This window comes from Gilliamella sp. Pas-s25 (assembly GCF_009795885.1).
Taxonomy (GTDB): Bacteria; Pseudomonadota; Gammaproteobacteria; order Enterobacterales; family Orbaceae; genus Gilliamella.
In genome coordinates this window covers 14,697-29,817 of record NZ_WTEV01000029.1, presented here as the reverse complement: position 1 = coordinate 29,817, position 15,121 = coordinate 14,697, and the positions used below count along the sequence as shown (strand labels likewise).

The following is a 15,121-nucleotide window of genomic DNA, read 5'->3' as shown; positions in this document are numbered from 1 at the left end:
TACGTGCCTTTGTGGGCACTAAAGCTTTTTTATGATTTCTTCCTGAAGCTGGGATTTTAAGCTCAGTTCGGCAAACATCTGCTTACGCTTGCGGTTTTCGGCCTCCAGCTCCTTTAAGCGTTTGATGTCCGAAGTTTCCATTCCGCCGTATTTTTCCCGCCATTTATAGAAAGTTGAATTCCCCATGCCATATTTACGGCACAGTTCTTTAACGGGAATACCCTCTTCAGCTTCTTTTAAAATAGATACAATCTGTATGTTCAGTCATTTTTTTCATAATTAAATCCCCTTTACTTTTATCATAGAGAATTTTCTACTTTTTTGCTGTACTATTTTAGGGGATAGCTACAATAAATTAGACGTCCAAATTGTCTAGTTATAAGGCTATTTTTCTTGTGGGTATTCATTACCCATAACTTTTTAATTACAATGCAATAATTTATAAAACAGTCTGTTTGGTTTGAACAAACATTTCACAACTTACAACCGATGCAAAATTGGTTAAGGCAGACATAAAGCTGTTATGTACCACTTGAGATGGAATCGTTTTACCATCAAATTCGAGATCACAAGTTGTACAAGCATCATGGATTAATATCGGTTGATAACCTAGTTCGGATGCATGACGTGTTGTTGAGTCAACACACATATGGCTCATCATTCCACAAATAACAATCTGTTGGATCTGTTCTTGTTGTAATTTTTTTTGTAGCTCAGTTTGATAAAAACTATTAGGGAATGTTTTTTTGACAAGATACTCATGCAAGTTACCAAGCGGTAACAAGCTTGGATGAATTTCAGCGCCTAAACTTCCGTTAGCAAAAAAATCCGCATGAGGATCAGACTTTATATGCTGAATATAAAAGATCGGTAATTGTTGTGATCTAAAGTGTTTTTGTAGTTTTAAGGTATTTTGTAAAGTTAATTCTGTATTATTTAAAGTAAATTTACCCGTTGGGAAATAGTCATTTTGTACGTCGATAATTATTAACCCTTGTTTCATTGTTTTGTCCTTAAATTATGTTTGAGTTGATAATTATGCGATAATTACGCTATCTGTTACATAACAAATTGAAAGTATTATTACTTACCTACTTTCAATATGAAAAAGATGAACAAGTATGGATAAAAAAGATCGCGCTATTTTAGATGAACTTAAAAAAAATAGTCGTCAATCATGGAAAGAAATTGGCGAAAAAGTATTTTTGTCAGGACAGGCTGTTGGACAGCGTGTTCAAGAATTGTATGATAATCATATTATTGAAAAATTTACTATTAAAGAAAAAACAAATCAGCTTCAGTTTATTACGATTTATATGAATTCCAATCAATTCACTTCGTTCGAAAACATGGTTATGTCATTTAAGGAAATCATCGAATTTTATAAAATCACAGGCGATGGGTGTTATTTTATAAAAAGTGAATTTACAGACCAAAATTTAATCCACTTTTTAGACAAAATTGAGCTCTATTGCCGTTATAAAGTTAGTCATCAGTCAAAAGTGATTAGATAACTCTATTTTAAAGATTTACACCTAAACTTGTTTACTATTTTTTATATAAAATTTTTTACATAAAAACAAAAAAAAGTTGCGAGCAAGTAAATTCTGTTATATTTTGTTCTACAGATTTAATTATCAACTCAGTTAAAGGTTTTTTATTTTTATGAATTGTTTTTGCGTTTTTATTACTAATGCTATTAGTGCACATCATCATCACCATCATTCCTGAATAGTCTTCGGGCGATTGGTGCTGGAAGACGTTGATCTTCCGGTGATATCGCAAAAACAAGCAGAGAACCCTCGGAAGATCAAACTTCCGAGGGTTTTTTGTTTGTAGTTTATAAATTTTTAGATAACTTTGGAGAAAGATATGTTGGATAATTCGCGTTTACGCATTGCAATGCAAAAGTCAGGTCGCTTAAGTGATGAGTCAAAAAAGCTACTTGCCCAATGTGGCATTAAGATTAATCTGCAAGAACAACGGTTAATTGCTTTTGCCGAAAATATGCCCATCGATATCTTGCGCGTTCGTGATGATGATATCCCCGGGCTGGTGATTGATGGCGTTGTTGATATTGGGATTGTCGGCGAAAATGTTTTAGAAGAAGAAGTATTAGACAGACAAGCCGAAGGCGAAGATCCACAATTTATAAAACTGCGCGCGCTTGATTTTGGTGGCTGTCGGTTGTCGATCGCCGCCCCGCGTGATTTTGAGTATTCTGGTCCTGAGTGTTTAAATGACCTGCGTATTGCCACCACCTATCCTCACCTGCTACGCCGTTATCTGGCACAATATAATGTTACCTTTAAAACCTGCTTGCTTAATGGTTCGGTCGAAGTTGCACCACGTGCAGGACTTGCCGATGTAATTTGTGATTTAGTATCTAGCGGTGCAACACTTGAGGCCAATGGACTGAAAGAGATCGAAGTTATCTATAAATCAAAAGCCTGCTTAATTCAACGTCAAGGCGACATGTCACCAATAAAACAGGCGTTAATCGATAAAATCATGACGCGCATTCAAGGAGTTATTCAAGCTCGTGAATCAAAATATATTATGCTCCACGCCCCTACTGAGGTGTTAGATGATATTGTTGCACTATTACCCGGTGCTGAAAATCCTACCATTTTGCCTTTAACTGGCGAGCAAAATCGGGTTGCACTGCATATGGTGAGCAGTGAATCGCTTTTTTGGGAAACCATGGAAAACCTAAAAGCGTTAGGTGCAAGCTCAATTCTTGTATTACCAATTGAAAAAATGATGGAGTAATAATATGAAACTCTCTTATTGGCAACAATGTACAAATGAACAACAAACAGCACTATTAACGCGTCCAGCGATTACAGCCTCTGATTCGATTAGCCAAGCAGTAACAGATATTTTGGCTCAAGTTAAACAAAATGGCGATGAAGCATTAAAAACGCTTAGTAACAAGTTCGATAAAGTCCAGATCATGCAAATTAAATTAACCCAAGATGAAATTAAAGCTGCGACTTGCCGAGTTAATCCTGAATTGAAACAAGCTATGCAACTTGCTGTTTCTAATATCGAAAAATTCCACCAAGCACAAGTAAAACAAGCCATTATAGTTGAAACAATGCCGGGTATAAAATGTCAGCAAGTGACTCGCCCAATCGATTCTGTTGGTCTGTATATTCCGGGAGGATCAGCGCCTTTGTTATCAACGGTATTAATGCTTGCAATACCCGCTAAAATTGCGGGTTGTCGTCAGGTGATTTTATGTTCACCTCCACCTATTGCTGACGAGATTTTATATGCAGCTGAACTTTGTGGCGTTACCGAGATTTATCAACTTGGTGGAGCTCAAGCGATTGCTGCTATGGCATTTGGTACTGAATCGGTGCCTAAAGTGGCTAAAATTTTTGGTCCAGGCAATGCTTATGTTACCGAAGCCAAACGCCAAGTAAGTCAACGTCTTGACGGTGCCGCTATTGATATGCCTGCGGGACCTTCTGAGGTGCTGGTTATCGCTGATAGTTCGGCAACCCCTGATTTTATTGCTGCCGATCTGTTATCACAAGCCGAACATGGCCCTGATTCGCAAGTGATTCTGCTTACCCCTGACGAGGTAATTGCGCAAGCGGTATCAATCGCCGTCGATAAGCAACTTGCCCAACTATCGCGAAAAGAGATTGCGGAAAAAGCCTTGAAAGAGAGTCGCTTAATTGTAACGAAAGATTTAGCTCAGTGCATTAACATCAGCAATCGTTATGGTCCTGAACACTTAATTATTCAAACAGCCAATGCCGATGAATTAGTTGAACAGATCACCAGCGCAGGCTCCATATTTTTAGGCAATTGGTCGCCTGAATCAGTCGGTGATTATGCTTCTGGGACTAATCATGTACTGCCAACATATGGCTATACCGCAACATATTCTAGCCTTGGGCTGACTGATTTTCAAAAAAGAATGACAGTACAAAAATTATCACCAGAAGGTTTAAAAGCAATTGGAAACGCAGTTGAACTTATGGCCGAAGCCGAACAACTCACCGCCCATAAACAAGCGGTTACTTTGCGCCTTGCGGCATTAAATTCAATAGGTTAAAAATAGGTGGATAACATGGATATCAATCAATTAATCAGAAAAAATATTCAAAAACTAACGCCATATCAATCCGCCCGTCGGATTGGTGGTAATGGCGATGTGTGGCTCAATGCCAACGAATACCCCGTCGCACCACATTTCGAATTGACCGAACAAACCTTAAACCGTTACCCTGAGCCACAACCAGAAAAGGTGATTCAGCGTTATGCGCAATATGCTGGTGTCCAACCCGATCAATTAATTGTTAGCCGTGGCGCTGATGAAGCTATTGAATTATTAATGCGTGCATTTTGCGAGCCTGAAAAAGACAGCATTTTGTACTGCCCCCCAACTTATGGCATGTATCAAGTAAGTGCTGAAACGTTAGGCGTCAAAATCAAAACAGTCCCAACCAAAGCCGATTGGCAGCTTGATCTTGAAGGTATTAAGCAGCATATTGATAGCGTTAAACTGATTTATGTCTGTTCACCCAATAATCCAACAGGTAACTTAATTGATCCTGAGGATATTAAGGCGTTGCTCAATATTGCCAACAATCGTGCTTTAGTGGTAATTGATGAGGCTTATATTGAGTTTGCCCCCGACTCAACGGTGGTGAATTGGCTTGCTAACTACCCTAATTTAGTAGTGTTACGTACGCTATCAAAGGCATTTGCTTTAGCGGGATTACGTTGTGGCTTTACGATCGCGAATAAACCAGTGATTGATGCATTACAAAAAGTCATTGCCCCCTATCCTCTCGCGACCCCCGTGGCCGATATTGCGGCACAAGCGCTGAGTAAAGATGGCATTAATGCCATGAAGTTACATGTAATCAATTTGAACAAACAAAAAGAAAAATTTGCCAGTTCGCTAGCACAGTTATCAGTTGTTGAAAAAATTTATCCGAGTTCTTCCAACTATTTATGTGTGAAGTTTCAAGATAATAAAGACGTGTTTAATATCTTATGGAATAAAGGGATTATTTTACGCGATCAAAGCAAGTCGATTGGCAAAAATAATATGATCCGAATCACCATTGGTACTCAAGCAGAGTGCGAGGCAGTTCTTTCGGCGCTTAAAGCAATAAAATAGGAGCAAAAATGTTACAAAAATACTTATTTATTGATCGAGATGGCACATTAATTACCGAACCTCCAGTTGACTTTCAAGTTGATCGTTTTGATAAGCTGGCTTTTGAACCGAATGTGATCCCTGCGCTTCTTAAATTGCAAGCTGCTGGCTATAAATTGGTGATGGTGACCAATCAAGATGGACTGGGTACTAAAAGCTACCCACAAGTAGATTTTGATGGGCCACATAATCTAATGATGCAGATTTTTAAATCGCAAGGCATTAGTTTTGAAGATGTGCTAATTTGCCCTCACTTTCCAGAAGATAACTGCGAATGTCGTAAACCTAAAATCCAATTAGTGCTACCTTATCTTACTAGTGGTAAGTTGGACAAACAAAATAGTTACGTTATTGGTGACAGGGTCACTGATATTCAGTTGGCTGAAAATATGCAAATTAAAGGGTTACGATATCATCCTGAAATTTTAAATTGGCACGAAATTGCACAACGATTAACCGCTGATGATCGCTATGCTAAAGTTGAGCGTAATACTAAAGAAACCAAGATTTTAGTAGAAGTGTGGCTTGATCGCCAAGAGGGGAGTAACATCAATACAGGGATCGGTTTTTTTGATCATATGCTTGACCAAATTGCCACTCACGGCGGAATTAAGCTCAATGTTCAAGTCGATGGAGATTTGCATATTGATGATCACCATACCATCGAAGATACGGGACTAGCCTTGGGCGAGGCGTTAAAAACAGCACTCGGCGATAAACGCGGCATTACTCGCTATGCATCAGTAATTCCGATGGACGAGTGTTTAGCAAAATGTGCAATGGATATTTCAGGCCGCCCTTATCTTAAATTTAAAGCGGAGTTTACTCACCAAAAAGTAGGCGATATGAGCACACAAATGGTTGAGCATTTCTTTTATTCATTGAGTTATGCTATGGCTATTACGTTACATATTGAAACCGAAGGCAATAATGATCATCACAAAGTTGAAAGCTTGTTTAAAGCCTTTGCGCGCACATTAAAGCAAGCAATTAAAATTGAAAGTGATCGATTGCCAAGTTCAAAAGGAGTGCTATAAATGAATATTGTCATTTTAGATACTGGTTGCGCAAATCTTTCATCGGTGAAGTATGCAATAGAAAGGCTTGGCTATCAGCCCATTATTAGTCTCGATCCTGATGTGGTATTGAATTCAGACAAGTTATTTTTGCCGGGTGTCGGATCGGCTTCATCTGCAATGCAAAAATTAGAAGAGCGTAATTTAATTGAACTGATAAGAGTTTGTACTCAACCTGTATTAGGGATCTGCCTTGGTATGCAACTTTTAGCTGATTATAGTAATGAAGGGCATGTGCATACACTTGGTATAATTAATGAAAAAGTGATTGAAATTCCTGATTGTGGATTACCACTGCCCCATATGGGTTGGAATCAAGTTTACCCAAAAGCAGGTCATCATCTATTTAGAGATATTCCTGATGGTGCTTATTTTTACTTTGTACATGGATACGCGATGCCACTATGCTCAGCAACAATAGCAGAAACCAATTACGGCGAAAGCTTTACCGCAGCCGTACAAAAAGAAAACTTTTACGGCGTGCAATTTCATCCCGAACGTTCTGGCTCAGCCGGTGCAAAATTGCTCAAAAACTTTTTGGAGATGTAACAATGGCAGTTTATCCAATGATTATCCCTGCGCTTGATTTAATTGATGGTAGCGTGGTGCGATTGCACCAAGGCGATTATAAGCAAAAACGTGATTATGGCAATCATCCACTTTTGCGCCTACAAGACTATGAAAAGCAAGGTGCTAAGCTGTTGCACTTGGTAGATTTAACTGGCGCAAAAGATCCTAATGCTCGTCAAATTTCGTTAATACAAACGTTGATTAGTGGCGTACAAGTGCCTATTCAAGTTGGTGGAGGCATTCGCACTGAGAAAGATATACAATCATTACTATCCGCCGGTGTCGCTCGCGTAGTAATTGGCTCAACAGCGATTAAACAACCCGAATTAGTCAAACTGTGGTTCACAAAGTATGGCGCAGAAAGATTAGTGTTGGCTCTGGATGTTCGCATTGATAATCAAGGCAATAAATATGTGGCGATTCATGGTTGGCAAGAAGACTCAAAACAGACATTAGAACAAGTGATTGAGGATTACCTACCTTATGGGTTGAAACATGTGCTTTGCACTGATATTTCAAAAGATGGCACACTAAGTGGCTCAAACATCAAATTGTACCAAGAAATTAGTCAAAAATACCCACAAATAGCTTTTCAAGCATCTGGCGGTATTGGTCAGTTAAACGATGTTAAAGCACTACAAAATAGTGGCGTAGCAGGTGTGATTGTTGGGCGTGCTCTGCTTGAAAGAAAATTTACTGTTCAGGAGGCAATTTCATGTTGGCAAAAAGAATAATTCCTTGTTTAGATGTTCGCAATGGTCAAGTGGTTAAAGGTGTACAATTTCGAAATCACGAAGTTATTGGTGATATTGTGCCTTTAGCAAAGCGCTATGCGCAAGAAGGAGCTGATGAATTGGTCTTTTATGATATTACTGCTTCGTCAGATGGGCGAGTGGTTGATAAAAGTTGGATTGCAAAAGTGGCCGAAGTTATTGATATCCCCTTTTGTGTTGCTGGCGGAATTAAAACTGTTGAAGATGCGGGGCAAATATTAAGCTTTGGTGCCGATAAAATTTCGATTAATTCCCCTGCGCTTGCTGACCCTTCTTTAATTACAAGGCTTGCAGATCGTTATGGTGTGCAGTGTATTGTGGTTGGTATTGATACTTGGTATGACAAAGAATCAAACAATTATCATGTTTATCAATTTACTGGTGATGAAAAACGCACCGTTGCCACCAAGTGGAATACGCTTGATTGGGTACAAGCGGTGCAAAAACGTGGTGCCGGCGAAATTGTTCTAAATATGATGAACCAAGACGGCGTTCGTAATGGGTATGATCTTGAGCAACTGAAAACGGTTCGCGATATTTGCAAGGTGCCACTGATTGCCTCAGGTGGTGCGGGAAATATGGCGCATTTTTTACAGGCATTTGACCAAGCTGAAGTTGACGGCGCATTAGCCGCCTCCGTTTTTCATAAGCAAATCATTAATATTGGTGAACTTAAACAATATTTGGCACAACATGGAGTAGATATTCGATTATGTTAACTCAAAATTGCAATACCCAATTAAATTTACAACAACTTGATTGGCAAAAAGTAGATAATTTAATACCGGTCATTATTCAGCATTATGTTTCTGGTGATGTATTAATGCTTGGTTATATGAATCAAGAAGCGTTAATACAAACACAAAGCAGTGGTAAAGTCACTTTTTATTCACGCACCAAACAGCGCCTTTGGACTAAAGGGGAAACTTCTGGCAACTTTTTAAATGTCATGAGTATTTCAGCTGATTGCGATAATGATACGTTACTGATTTTAGTAAATCCTGTTGGTGCAACTTGCCATACCGGCACAAATAGTTGCTTTGCTAATACTAAAAGCGAATGGGGATTTTTGTTTGAATTAGAGCAGTTAATCGCTGCACGAAAAAATGCCGATCCTAAATCATCCTATACAGCAAAACTGTATCATGACGGGACTAAACGAATAGCGCAAAAAGTGGGAGAAGAAGGTGTTGAAACCGCCCTTGCTGCAACAGTTCATGATCGAGAAGAGTTAAAAAATGAATCTGCGGATTTGGTTTATCATTTATTAGTATTACTCCAAGATCAAAATCTGTCATTACAAGATGTGATTGGCATTTTAAAAACAAGGCATAAATAATAAAAATAATCAAAGTGCGAATCATATCGCACTTTTCTTTATATCTTTTTTATTATGATGAAAAATAAATTCACTTAGTACACAGGCAATTTTACCCCATTAAACATCGCTAATACCTCGATATTATTTTCACATAACATGAGTTTATCGACAGTTTGTCGATCCAAATGTGGCGAAAACTGCTGAATAAAATCATACATATAACTGCGTAAAAATAACGAACGTGCAAAAACGATATAGGTTGTGCTGTAGGGGAAAATATGACCAGCACTCAGTACAACAAAATCATCCTCTGAAGTATTACTCACCGCCATTTTTGCGACAATGCCAATACCGATGCCCAATTTAACATAGGTTTTAATTAACTCAGCATCTGTTGTACTAAAAACAATATTAGGTGATTGATGAGCACGTAAGAAAGCCTGATTTAAATCTGAACCATCATTAGAAAAATCGTAACTGACTAATGGATATTTGGAAAGATCTTCAATTGTAATTAAGCTGCTTTTGGCAAGTGGGTGATCTTTCATCACAATCACGGCTTGGTTCCAGTGATAGCAAGGTAAGGCAATCATATCATCACTAAGCTGTGAAATGTCGGTCACAATAGCCAATTCGCTCTGTCCTGTTTGTGCTTGAGATATGCACTGTGGTGATGATCCTTGCTCCATATGCAAAGTAATATTTGGATATTGTTGCATAAACTGCCGGATCACAACAGGCAAGGCATAACGTGCTTGAGTATAAGTTGTGGTAATTGTTAATGAGCCTTGATTTGGCTGACTAAATTCTTTGGCAATAATTTTAATATCGCTCGATTTATTGAGGATTTCTCGAGCAAGCGCAATAATTTTTTCACCGACAGGTGTCACTTCTGAAAGGTGCTTACCTACTCGGGTAAATATCTGAACGCCAAGCTCGTCTTCTAATAATTTTATTTGTTTGCTGATGCCTGGTTGAGATGTATACAGTTTTTCGGATGTCAACGATACGTTAAGATCGTTATTGACGACTTCGACGATATAGCGTAATTGTTGCAATTTCATGACAAACAAAGGCTCCTTTATCTGTATACTTTTCTCCCTTTTAATCACATCTTAAAAGGGAGAATTGGTAAGGTAAGTCTTTTCACTGTCTAGTACAAACAGTAATAACTATTTTTATACTAAAACGCATACTTTCCTGAAACTTTTTGACAAAATTCAGGTGTGCTTACCTACTTTTTATTATTGATCCATTTGCCATCCACATATTGCATCACCCAACCTGTCGATTTACCGTTCACTTCTGAGGTAACATATTGTTGTTTGCTTTTACGGCTAAAACGAACAATGGATGGATTACCAGCAGGATCTTTACTTGGCGCTTCAGTCAAATAGATAAACTTTTCTGGCAAGCGATCTTTAAAGCGTTGTAACTCTTCAATCAATGGCGCTCTCGTCTCTCTTGATTTTGGAAAATTATGGGCAGCTAAAAATATCCCTGAGGCACCATCACGCAATACAAAATGTGCATCTGATTTTGTACATTTAAGTTCAGGCAAATCGACCGGATCTTCTTTAGGTGGTGCTACATCACCATTTTTTAAGATTTTACGCGTATTTTTGCAATCTTGATTAGTACAGCCCATATATAAGCCAAATCGTCCTGATTTTAAATGCATTTCAGATCCACATTTTTCACATTCGATAATTGGCCCTTCGTAACTTTTAACTTTAAAGCTACCTTTTTCAACAATAAAACCATCACAAATCGGATTATTACCACAAATATGCAATTTACGCTCGTTATCAAGCAAATAACTATCCATCGCTGTATGGCATTTTGGACAGCGTTTACGTGCCCTTAAAGCATCGGTTTCGGCTGTTTCAGCTTCTTCCAAAATATTTAAAGTTTCATGCTCAGGAATTAAGTTAATGGTTTGTTTGCAACGTTCTTTAGGTGGCAACGCATAACCTGAACATGCTAAAAATACACCTGTACCCGCAGTTTTAATGCCCATTTCACGGCTACAATTAGGACATTTAATTTCAGGCGTTAACACTAATGGATTAAGTTGCATACCACCTTTATCAGGCGCTTGTTCGGCAACCTCAAGATGCTGACTAAAATCACTGAAAAACTGGTCAAGTACTTCGCGCCATTCTTGTTTTTTATGAGCGATTTCATCCAGTGCATGCTCCATACGTGCGGTAAAATCATAACTCATCAAATCATTGAAGTTTTCGCTGAGTCTATCAGTAACAATTTCACCGATTTTTTCTGCATAAAAGCGACGATTATCCAAACGCACATAACCGCGATCTTGAATTGTCGAAATAATGGTTGCATAAGTCGATGGGCGTCCAATTTCACGTTTTTCAAGCTCTTTAACCAGTGATGCTTCGTTATACCGAGCAGGTGGTTTGGTAAAGTGTTGATTTGGATTTAAACTGATTAAATCGAGTTTGTCGTTGACTGATAACGGTGGTAATATTTTATCTTCATTATTTTTTGCCAGTTGTGGTTGTACTTTAGTCCAACCATCAAAACGCAATGTACGACCTTTGGCCTTTAAAGTAAAATCGCCTGATTTAACTGTAATTGTTGTTGAGTTATATTCGGCCGATGTCATCTGACAAGCCACAAATTGACGCCAAATGAGTTGATATAATTTACTCGCATCTGCTTCAATATCACTAATATTATCAGCAAGAATAGTAACATCTGATGGGCGAATCGCCTCGTGCGCTTCTTGTGAATTCTTTTTACTACTATATACATTAGGTGATTTTGGTAAATATTTATCGCCAAATTTGTTGCCGATATAATCTCGTACCATAGTTAATGCATCTTGACTCAAGTTAGTTGAATCGGTACGCATATAGGTGATATAACCAGCTTCATATAAACGCTGAGCTAGCATCATCGTCTTTTTAACACCAAAACCAAGGCGAGTACTTGCGGCTTGCTGTAAAGTCGAAGTAATAAACGGGGCAGTTGGATTACTTTTAGTCGGTTTTTCTTCAATATTCGTTACTTGATATTGATTTTGATTAAGTTTTTCCAGCGCAATATCAATAGTAACTTTATCTTTTGGTTCAAACGCTTCGTCTTTATAATGAGTAACTTGTAAAGTTAACGACTCTTTTTTAGCTGTGTTTAAATCAACAAAAAGATCCCAATATTCTTCAGGAATAAAAGCATGAATTTCACGTTCACGTTCAACCACTAAACGCACTGCAACTGACTGAACACGACCAGCCGATAAGCCTCTAGCAACCTTTTTCCAAAGTAAAGGCGATAGCATAAAGCCCACAACCCGATCCATAAATCGGCGTGCTTGCTGAGCATTGACCCGATCCATATCGAGCATGGCAGGCTCATTAAAGGCATTTTTGATCGCTGTTTTGGTGATTTCGTTAAACACAACACGACGGTATTTACTCTCATCGCCACCAATGACATCTTTAAGATGCCAAGCAATGGCTTCTCCCTCTCTATCCAAATCGGTTGCGAGATAGATCATATCTGCATCTTTAGCCAGTTTTTTTAATTCTGATACTACCCGTTCTTTGCCAGGTAAAATTTCGTAATGCGCTTGCCAACCGTTGTATGGATCAACACTCATTCGATCAACTAAAATCTGTTGTTCGGAGCGTTTAACTTTTTTTTCGGCTTTGTCTTTTGTCTCTTTTGTTGATTTTTCAGCTCGTTGGCTACTACCACTCTTGGGTAGATCGCGAATATGACCTACACTTGATTTAACCACGAAATCTTTGCCAAGATATTTATTAATCGTTTTTGCTTTAGCTGGTGATTCCACAATAACAAGGGATTTTCCCATAATTAAACCTTTCTATTCTGTTGTTTGTATTCTTTACTATCTGGCTTCGCATTTAGGAGTGATAGTAAATCATCTTTAATTGTTGTTACTTGTGTTGCATATTGCTCTTTCTGCTCTGCATCTTCAATGAGTTGCGTAATGGTTTGTGACAATGTGCATCCACGGCGTTTGGCTAAATTAGCTAATCGTTGCCAGACTAAAAATTCCAAATCAATGGACTTCTTTCGAGTATATTGCTGTTCCGCATTAAAATGCCGCTTTCGTTTTGCCCGAATGGTTTGTTTCATGCGGTTATCTAAATCTGGATTTAAATGCTCTTTTATCCAATCAACGACACCTGTTGGATTATGTTCTAGTAATAATAATGCATTGACGGCATGCTCAGCAGCGCTTTTTTCAATATATCGAGTAATTAGTTCACCCTCTAGATGCCTTTTTACTAAATAATGCCACTTCCAACCGCATTCAAGGTTTTCTAGTTGCTGGTATTTCATCCGTTCACCTTGTGACGTTGTAACTAAAATGGAATATTTGTAGCATAATCTGCTCACACAATAAAGAAAATTATTGCATTTGACAAATTTTTTATAAATCTGCTATCGTTGACCTTTCATTTTGATCTTTATTTAAGGAATCCCCATAATGGCTAAAGCAGATGTTATTTATATTAATGGCTATATTTACACCGCAGACAAACAAGATAGTGTCTGCGAGGCAATAGCAATCGAAAATGGCTATATTATTGCAACTGGCACCACGCAAGAGATAAATAACAATCATTATGTTGATAATCATACAACCATTTATGACCTGCAAGGTAAAACGATGATGCCGGGAATCATTGATTCGCATTTGCATACTTTTTGGGGAGGTATGCAATTATCGTCGTGTAATTTGAATTATCAAAGCTTAACTATTGATGATACATTAGCTATTATACAACAATATTTAGATAAAGATTCTATCAGTGATAATACTCATTGGTTACAAGTCCGCGGCTGGCTAAGGCAAGAGGTTTTACCAATTGGCACAGATATTACACGCTTTGATCTCGATAGACTTAATACAAAACGCCCTGTTATTTTGTTTTCTAATGACTGCCATACTTTAGTTGCCAATAGCATTGCTTTAAAGAAATTTGGTTTAGATAGAAACACTCCTGAACCAACCGATGGAAAGATTGGTCGTACTGATGACGGTGAATTAAATGGCATATTAGAAGATGCCCCGGCTATGCGTGCGTTTGACAGCATTTCTAAGCTCACCGATGAACAAGCTGTCAACATTGCTAAATTATCGCAAGCAGAACTTAATAAACAAGGCGTTACTGCTGTTATGGATGCTCGAATTACCGAAACCCAAGCCGAGGCATTTTTAAAACTACAACAACAAGATCAACTATCGATTCGCTTATTTGGCGCGCGCGAGTTACCACCAGATGATGTATCTTCAATAGAAGAAATTCCAACTTTACTGAACAAAGTTAAACAGTTCGCTGCACGTTACGACGATAAAAACTGGCAACCAAAACCCGGTATTAAAATTTCGCATACCAAATTATTTGTAGATGGTGTAATGCAAGCACCATTAATGACCGCACGCTTGCTTAAACCGTACAATTTAGCCGACGAAAAAGATCGTTACGGTGATCTTTATTATTCCATTGAAATGTTAGATGCGTTAATACTTGAATCTGCAAAAGCTGGTTTTCATCCACATATGCATACAGTTGGTGAAGGAGCTATCGAAGTTGTACTTGATGCCATTGAAAAAATGCGTAAGGCATTACCTAATGCCGATATTCGTCCAAGCACTGCGCATAATGAATTAAGTGCAGCACATCAATTTGCAAGGTATAAACAATTGAATGCTTGTGTGGTCTTTTCATTTCAATGGGCAGGATGCAGTTCGGCAATGGTTGAGCAATATCAAACCCTATTTGGTCCAGAACGCTATAACGGTTTAGAAGCACATGGGCAATATATTGATGCAGGTGTAACATGCGCTTTTGGTAGCGATTGGCCAATTGATCCATTAAATGAATGGTACGATTTCCAAATTGCAATGACTAGACAAATCGATGCCGAACATCCTCGGTTAAACAGTGATCGTAATCTAACCGCTATTGAAGTATTACGTAGCGCTACTATTAATGCCGCCTATGTACTAAAACAAGATGAATACATTGGGTCAATTGAAAAAGGTAAATTTGCTGATTTGATTATTTTAGATCGCAATCCATTTACCATCCCAGCAACCGATATTCAAAATGTCAAGGTATTAACAACGATTGTGGGCGGTAAAATCGTTTATCAACAAGCATAATCTAAACTTTATGTCTTTAATTTACAA

At 38.2% G+C, this 15,121-nt stretch carries 14 protein-coding genes, 1 pseudogene and 1 other annotated feature; of the genes and pseudogenes, 10 read left to right on the top strand and 5 right to left on the bottom strand.

The features are described from left to right. Positions 1 to 24: 24 nt before the first annotated feature. Both GQ593_RS11245 and GQ593_RS11240 read right to left on the bottom strand, forming a co-directional pair. A pseudogene (locus GQ593_RS11245) lies at positions 25 to 264 on the bottom strand (transposase); the annotation flags it as partial. Positions 265 to 439: 175 nt separating this feature from the next. Next, on the bottom strand, positions 440 to 1,003 hold the full coding sequence (locus tag GQ593_RS11240; protein ID WP_160432105.1) for a cysteine hydrolase family protein: 564 nt from the start codon (positions 1,001 to 1,003) through the stop codon (positions 440 to 442). A gap of 118 nt (positions 1,004 to 1,121) precedes the next feature. Here GQ593_RS11240 and GQ593_RS11235 point away from each other — a divergent pair, with 118 nt between their 5' ends. The 9 genes from GQ593_RS11235 (at position 1,122) to hisIE (ending at position 8,943) form a co-directional block, all read left to right on the top strand. Beyond that, positions 1,122 to 1,514: an Lrp/AsnC family transcriptional regulator gene (locus GQ593_RS11235; RefSeq protein ID WP_160432104.1), complete on the top strand. Its 393-nt coding sequence runs from the start codon at positions 1,122 to 1,124 to the stop codon at positions 1,512 to 1,514. A 195-nt stretch (positions 1,515 to 1,709) separates the two neighbouring features. Continuing rightward, positions 1,710 to 1,834: a sequence feature (His leader region), on the top strand. A 38-nt stretch (positions 1,835 to 1,872) separates the two neighbouring features. Continuing rightward, complete coding sequence (gene hisG / locus GQ593_RS11230) at positions 1,873 to 2,772, top strand: ATP phosphoribosyltransferase (protein WP_091347130.1); 900 nt, start codon at positions 1,873 to 1,875, stop codon at positions 2,770 to 2,772. Positions 2,773 to 2,776: 4 nt separating this feature from the next. Beyond that, complete coding sequence (gene hisD / locus GQ593_RS11225; protein WP_160432103.1) at positions 2,777 to 4,072, top strand: histidinol dehydrogenase; 1,296 nt, start codon at positions 2,777 to 2,779, stop codon at positions 4,070 to 4,072. 15 nt (positions 4,073 to 4,087) lie between these two features. After that, positions 4,088 to 5,146, top strand: a complete 1,059-nt coding sequence (gene hisC / locus GQ593_RS11220) for a histidinol-phosphate transaminase (RefSeq protein ID WP_160432102.1) — start codon at positions 4,088 to 4,090, stop codon at positions 5,144 to 5,146. Between the two features lie 8 nt (positions 5,147 to 5,154). Then, entirely contained in the window at positions 5,155 to 6,222 is a 1,068-nt protein-coding gene (gene hisB, locus GQ593_RS11215) for a bifunctional histidinol-phosphatase/imidazoleglycerol-phosphate dehydratase HisB (RefSeq protein WP_160432101.1), read from the top strand. Then, entirely contained in the window at positions 6,223 to 6,810 is a 588-nt protein-coding gene (gene hisH / locus GQ593_RS11210; protein WP_091347137.1) for an imidazole glycerol phosphate synthase subunit HisH, read from the top strand. A 17-nt stretch (positions 6,811 to 6,827) separates the two neighbouring features. Then, entirely contained in the window at positions 6,828 to 7,565 is a 738-nt protein-coding gene (hisA, locus tag GQ593_RS11205; protein ID WP_160432107.1) for a 1-(5-phosphoribosyl)-5-[(5-phosphoribosylamino)methylideneamino]imidazole-4-carboxamide isomerase, read from the top strand. Next, a complete protein-coding gene (gene hisF / locus GQ593_RS11200) occupies positions 7,547 to 8,323 on the top strand; it encodes an imidazole glycerol phosphate synthase subunit HisF (RefSeq protein WP_160432100.1) in 777 nt (258 codons plus the stop codon). Before hisA ends, hisF begins: the two co-directional genes overlap by 19 nt. Further along, complete coding sequence (gene hisIE / locus GQ593_RS11195; protein ID WP_160432099.1) at positions 8,317 to 8,943, top strand: bifunctional phosphoribosyl-AMP cyclohydrolase/phosphoribosyl-ATP diphosphatase HisIE; 627 nt, start codon at positions 8,317 to 8,319, stop codon at positions 8,941 to 8,943. The genes hisF and hisIE overlap by 7 nt, the downstream gene beginning before the upstream one ends. A 74-nt stretch (positions 8,944 to 9,017) precedes the next feature. Here the strand turns inward: hisIE and cysB are convergent, their stop codons facing one another. From cysB to matP, 3 genes are all read right to left on the bottom strand, one after another. Next, positions 9,018 to 9,989 (bottom strand): HTH-type transcriptional regulator CysB, encoded by a 972-nt coding sequence (cysB, locus tag GQ593_RS11190; RefSeq protein WP_160432098.1) that lies wholly within the window; start codon positions 9,987 to 9,989, stop codon positions 9,018 to 9,020. Positions 9,990 to 10,159: 170 nt separating this feature from the next. Beyond that, a complete protein-coding gene (gene topA / locus GQ593_RS11185; protein WP_160432097.1) occupies positions 10,160 to 12,769 on the bottom strand; it encodes a type I DNA topoisomerase in 2,610 nt (869 codons plus the stop codon). Positions 12,770 to 12,771: 2 nt separating this feature from the next. Further along, complete coding sequence (gene matP, locus GQ593_RS11180; protein WP_160432096.1) at positions 12,772 to 13,263, bottom strand: macrodomain Ter protein MatP; 492 nt, start codon at positions 13,261 to 13,263, stop codon at positions 12,772 to 12,774. Positions 13,264 to 13,411: 148 nt separating this feature from the next. On the opposite strand from matP, the gene GQ593_RS11175 reads away from it, so the two are divergent. Continuing rightward, complete coding sequence (locus GQ593_RS11175) at positions 13,412 to 15,094, top strand: amidohydrolase (protein ID WP_202115474.1); 1,683 nt, start codon at positions 13,412 to 13,414, stop codon at positions 15,092 to 15,094. Positions 15,095 to 15,121: the final 27 nt, after the last annotated feature.

What these genes read in the sequence shown, in the direction of transcription:
- GQ593_RS11240 (WP_160432105.1), bottom strand. Translation starts at nt 1,003, where the DNA reads ATGAAACAAGGGTTAATAATTATCGACGTACAAAATGACTATTTCCCA.
- hisB (WP_160432101.1), top strand. Translation starts at nt 5,155, where the DNA reads ATGTTACAAAAATACTTATTTATTGATCGAGATGGCACATTAATTACC.
- hisC (WP_160432102.1), top strand. Translation starts at nt 4,088, where the DNA reads ATGGATATCAATCAATTAATCAGAAAAAATATTCAAAAACTAACGCCA.
- hisIE (WP_160432099.1), top strand. Translation starts at nt 8,317, where the DNA reads ATGTTAACTCAAAATTGCAATACCCAATTAAATTTACAACAACTTGAT.
- GQ593_RS11175 (WP_202115474.1), top strand. Translation starts at nt 13,412, where the DNA reads ATGGCTAAAGCAGATGTTATTTATATTAATGGCTATATTTACACCGCA.
- matP (WP_160432096.1), bottom strand. Translation starts at nt 13,263, where the DNA reads ATGAAATACCAGCAACTAGAAAACCTTGAATGCGGTTGGAAGTGGCAT.
- hisD (WP_160432103.1), top strand. Translation starts at nt 2,777, where the DNA reads ATGAAACTCTCTTATTGGCAACAATGTACAAATGAACAACAAACAGCA.
- hisG (WP_091347130.1), top strand. Translation starts at nt 1,873, where the DNA reads ATGTTGGATAATTCGCGTTTACGCATTGCAATGCAAAAGTCAGGTCGC.
- GQ593_RS11235 (WP_160432104.1), top strand. Translation starts at nt 1,122, where the DNA reads ATGGATAAAAAAGATCGCGCTATTTTAGATGAACTTAAAAAAAATAGT.
- hisH (WP_091347137.1), top strand. Translation starts at nt 6,223, where the DNA reads ATGAATATTGTCATTTTAGATACTGGTTGCGCAAATCTTTCATCGGTG.
- hisA (WP_160432107.1), top strand. Translation starts at nt 6,828, where the DNA reads ATGATTATCCCTGCGCTTGATTTAATTGATGGTAGCGTGGTGCGATTG.
- hisF (WP_160432100.1), top strand. Translation starts at nt 7,547, where the DNA reads ATGTTGGCAAAAAGAATAATTCCTTGTTTAGATGTTCGCAATGGTCAA.
- topA (WP_160432097.1), bottom strand. Translation starts at nt 12,769, where the DNA reads ATGGGAAAATCCCTTGTTATTGTGGAATCACCAGCTAAAGCAAAAACG.
- cysB (WP_160432098.1), bottom strand. Translation starts at nt 9,989, where the DNA reads ATGAAATTGCAACAATTACGCTATATCGTCGAAGTCGTCAATAACGAT.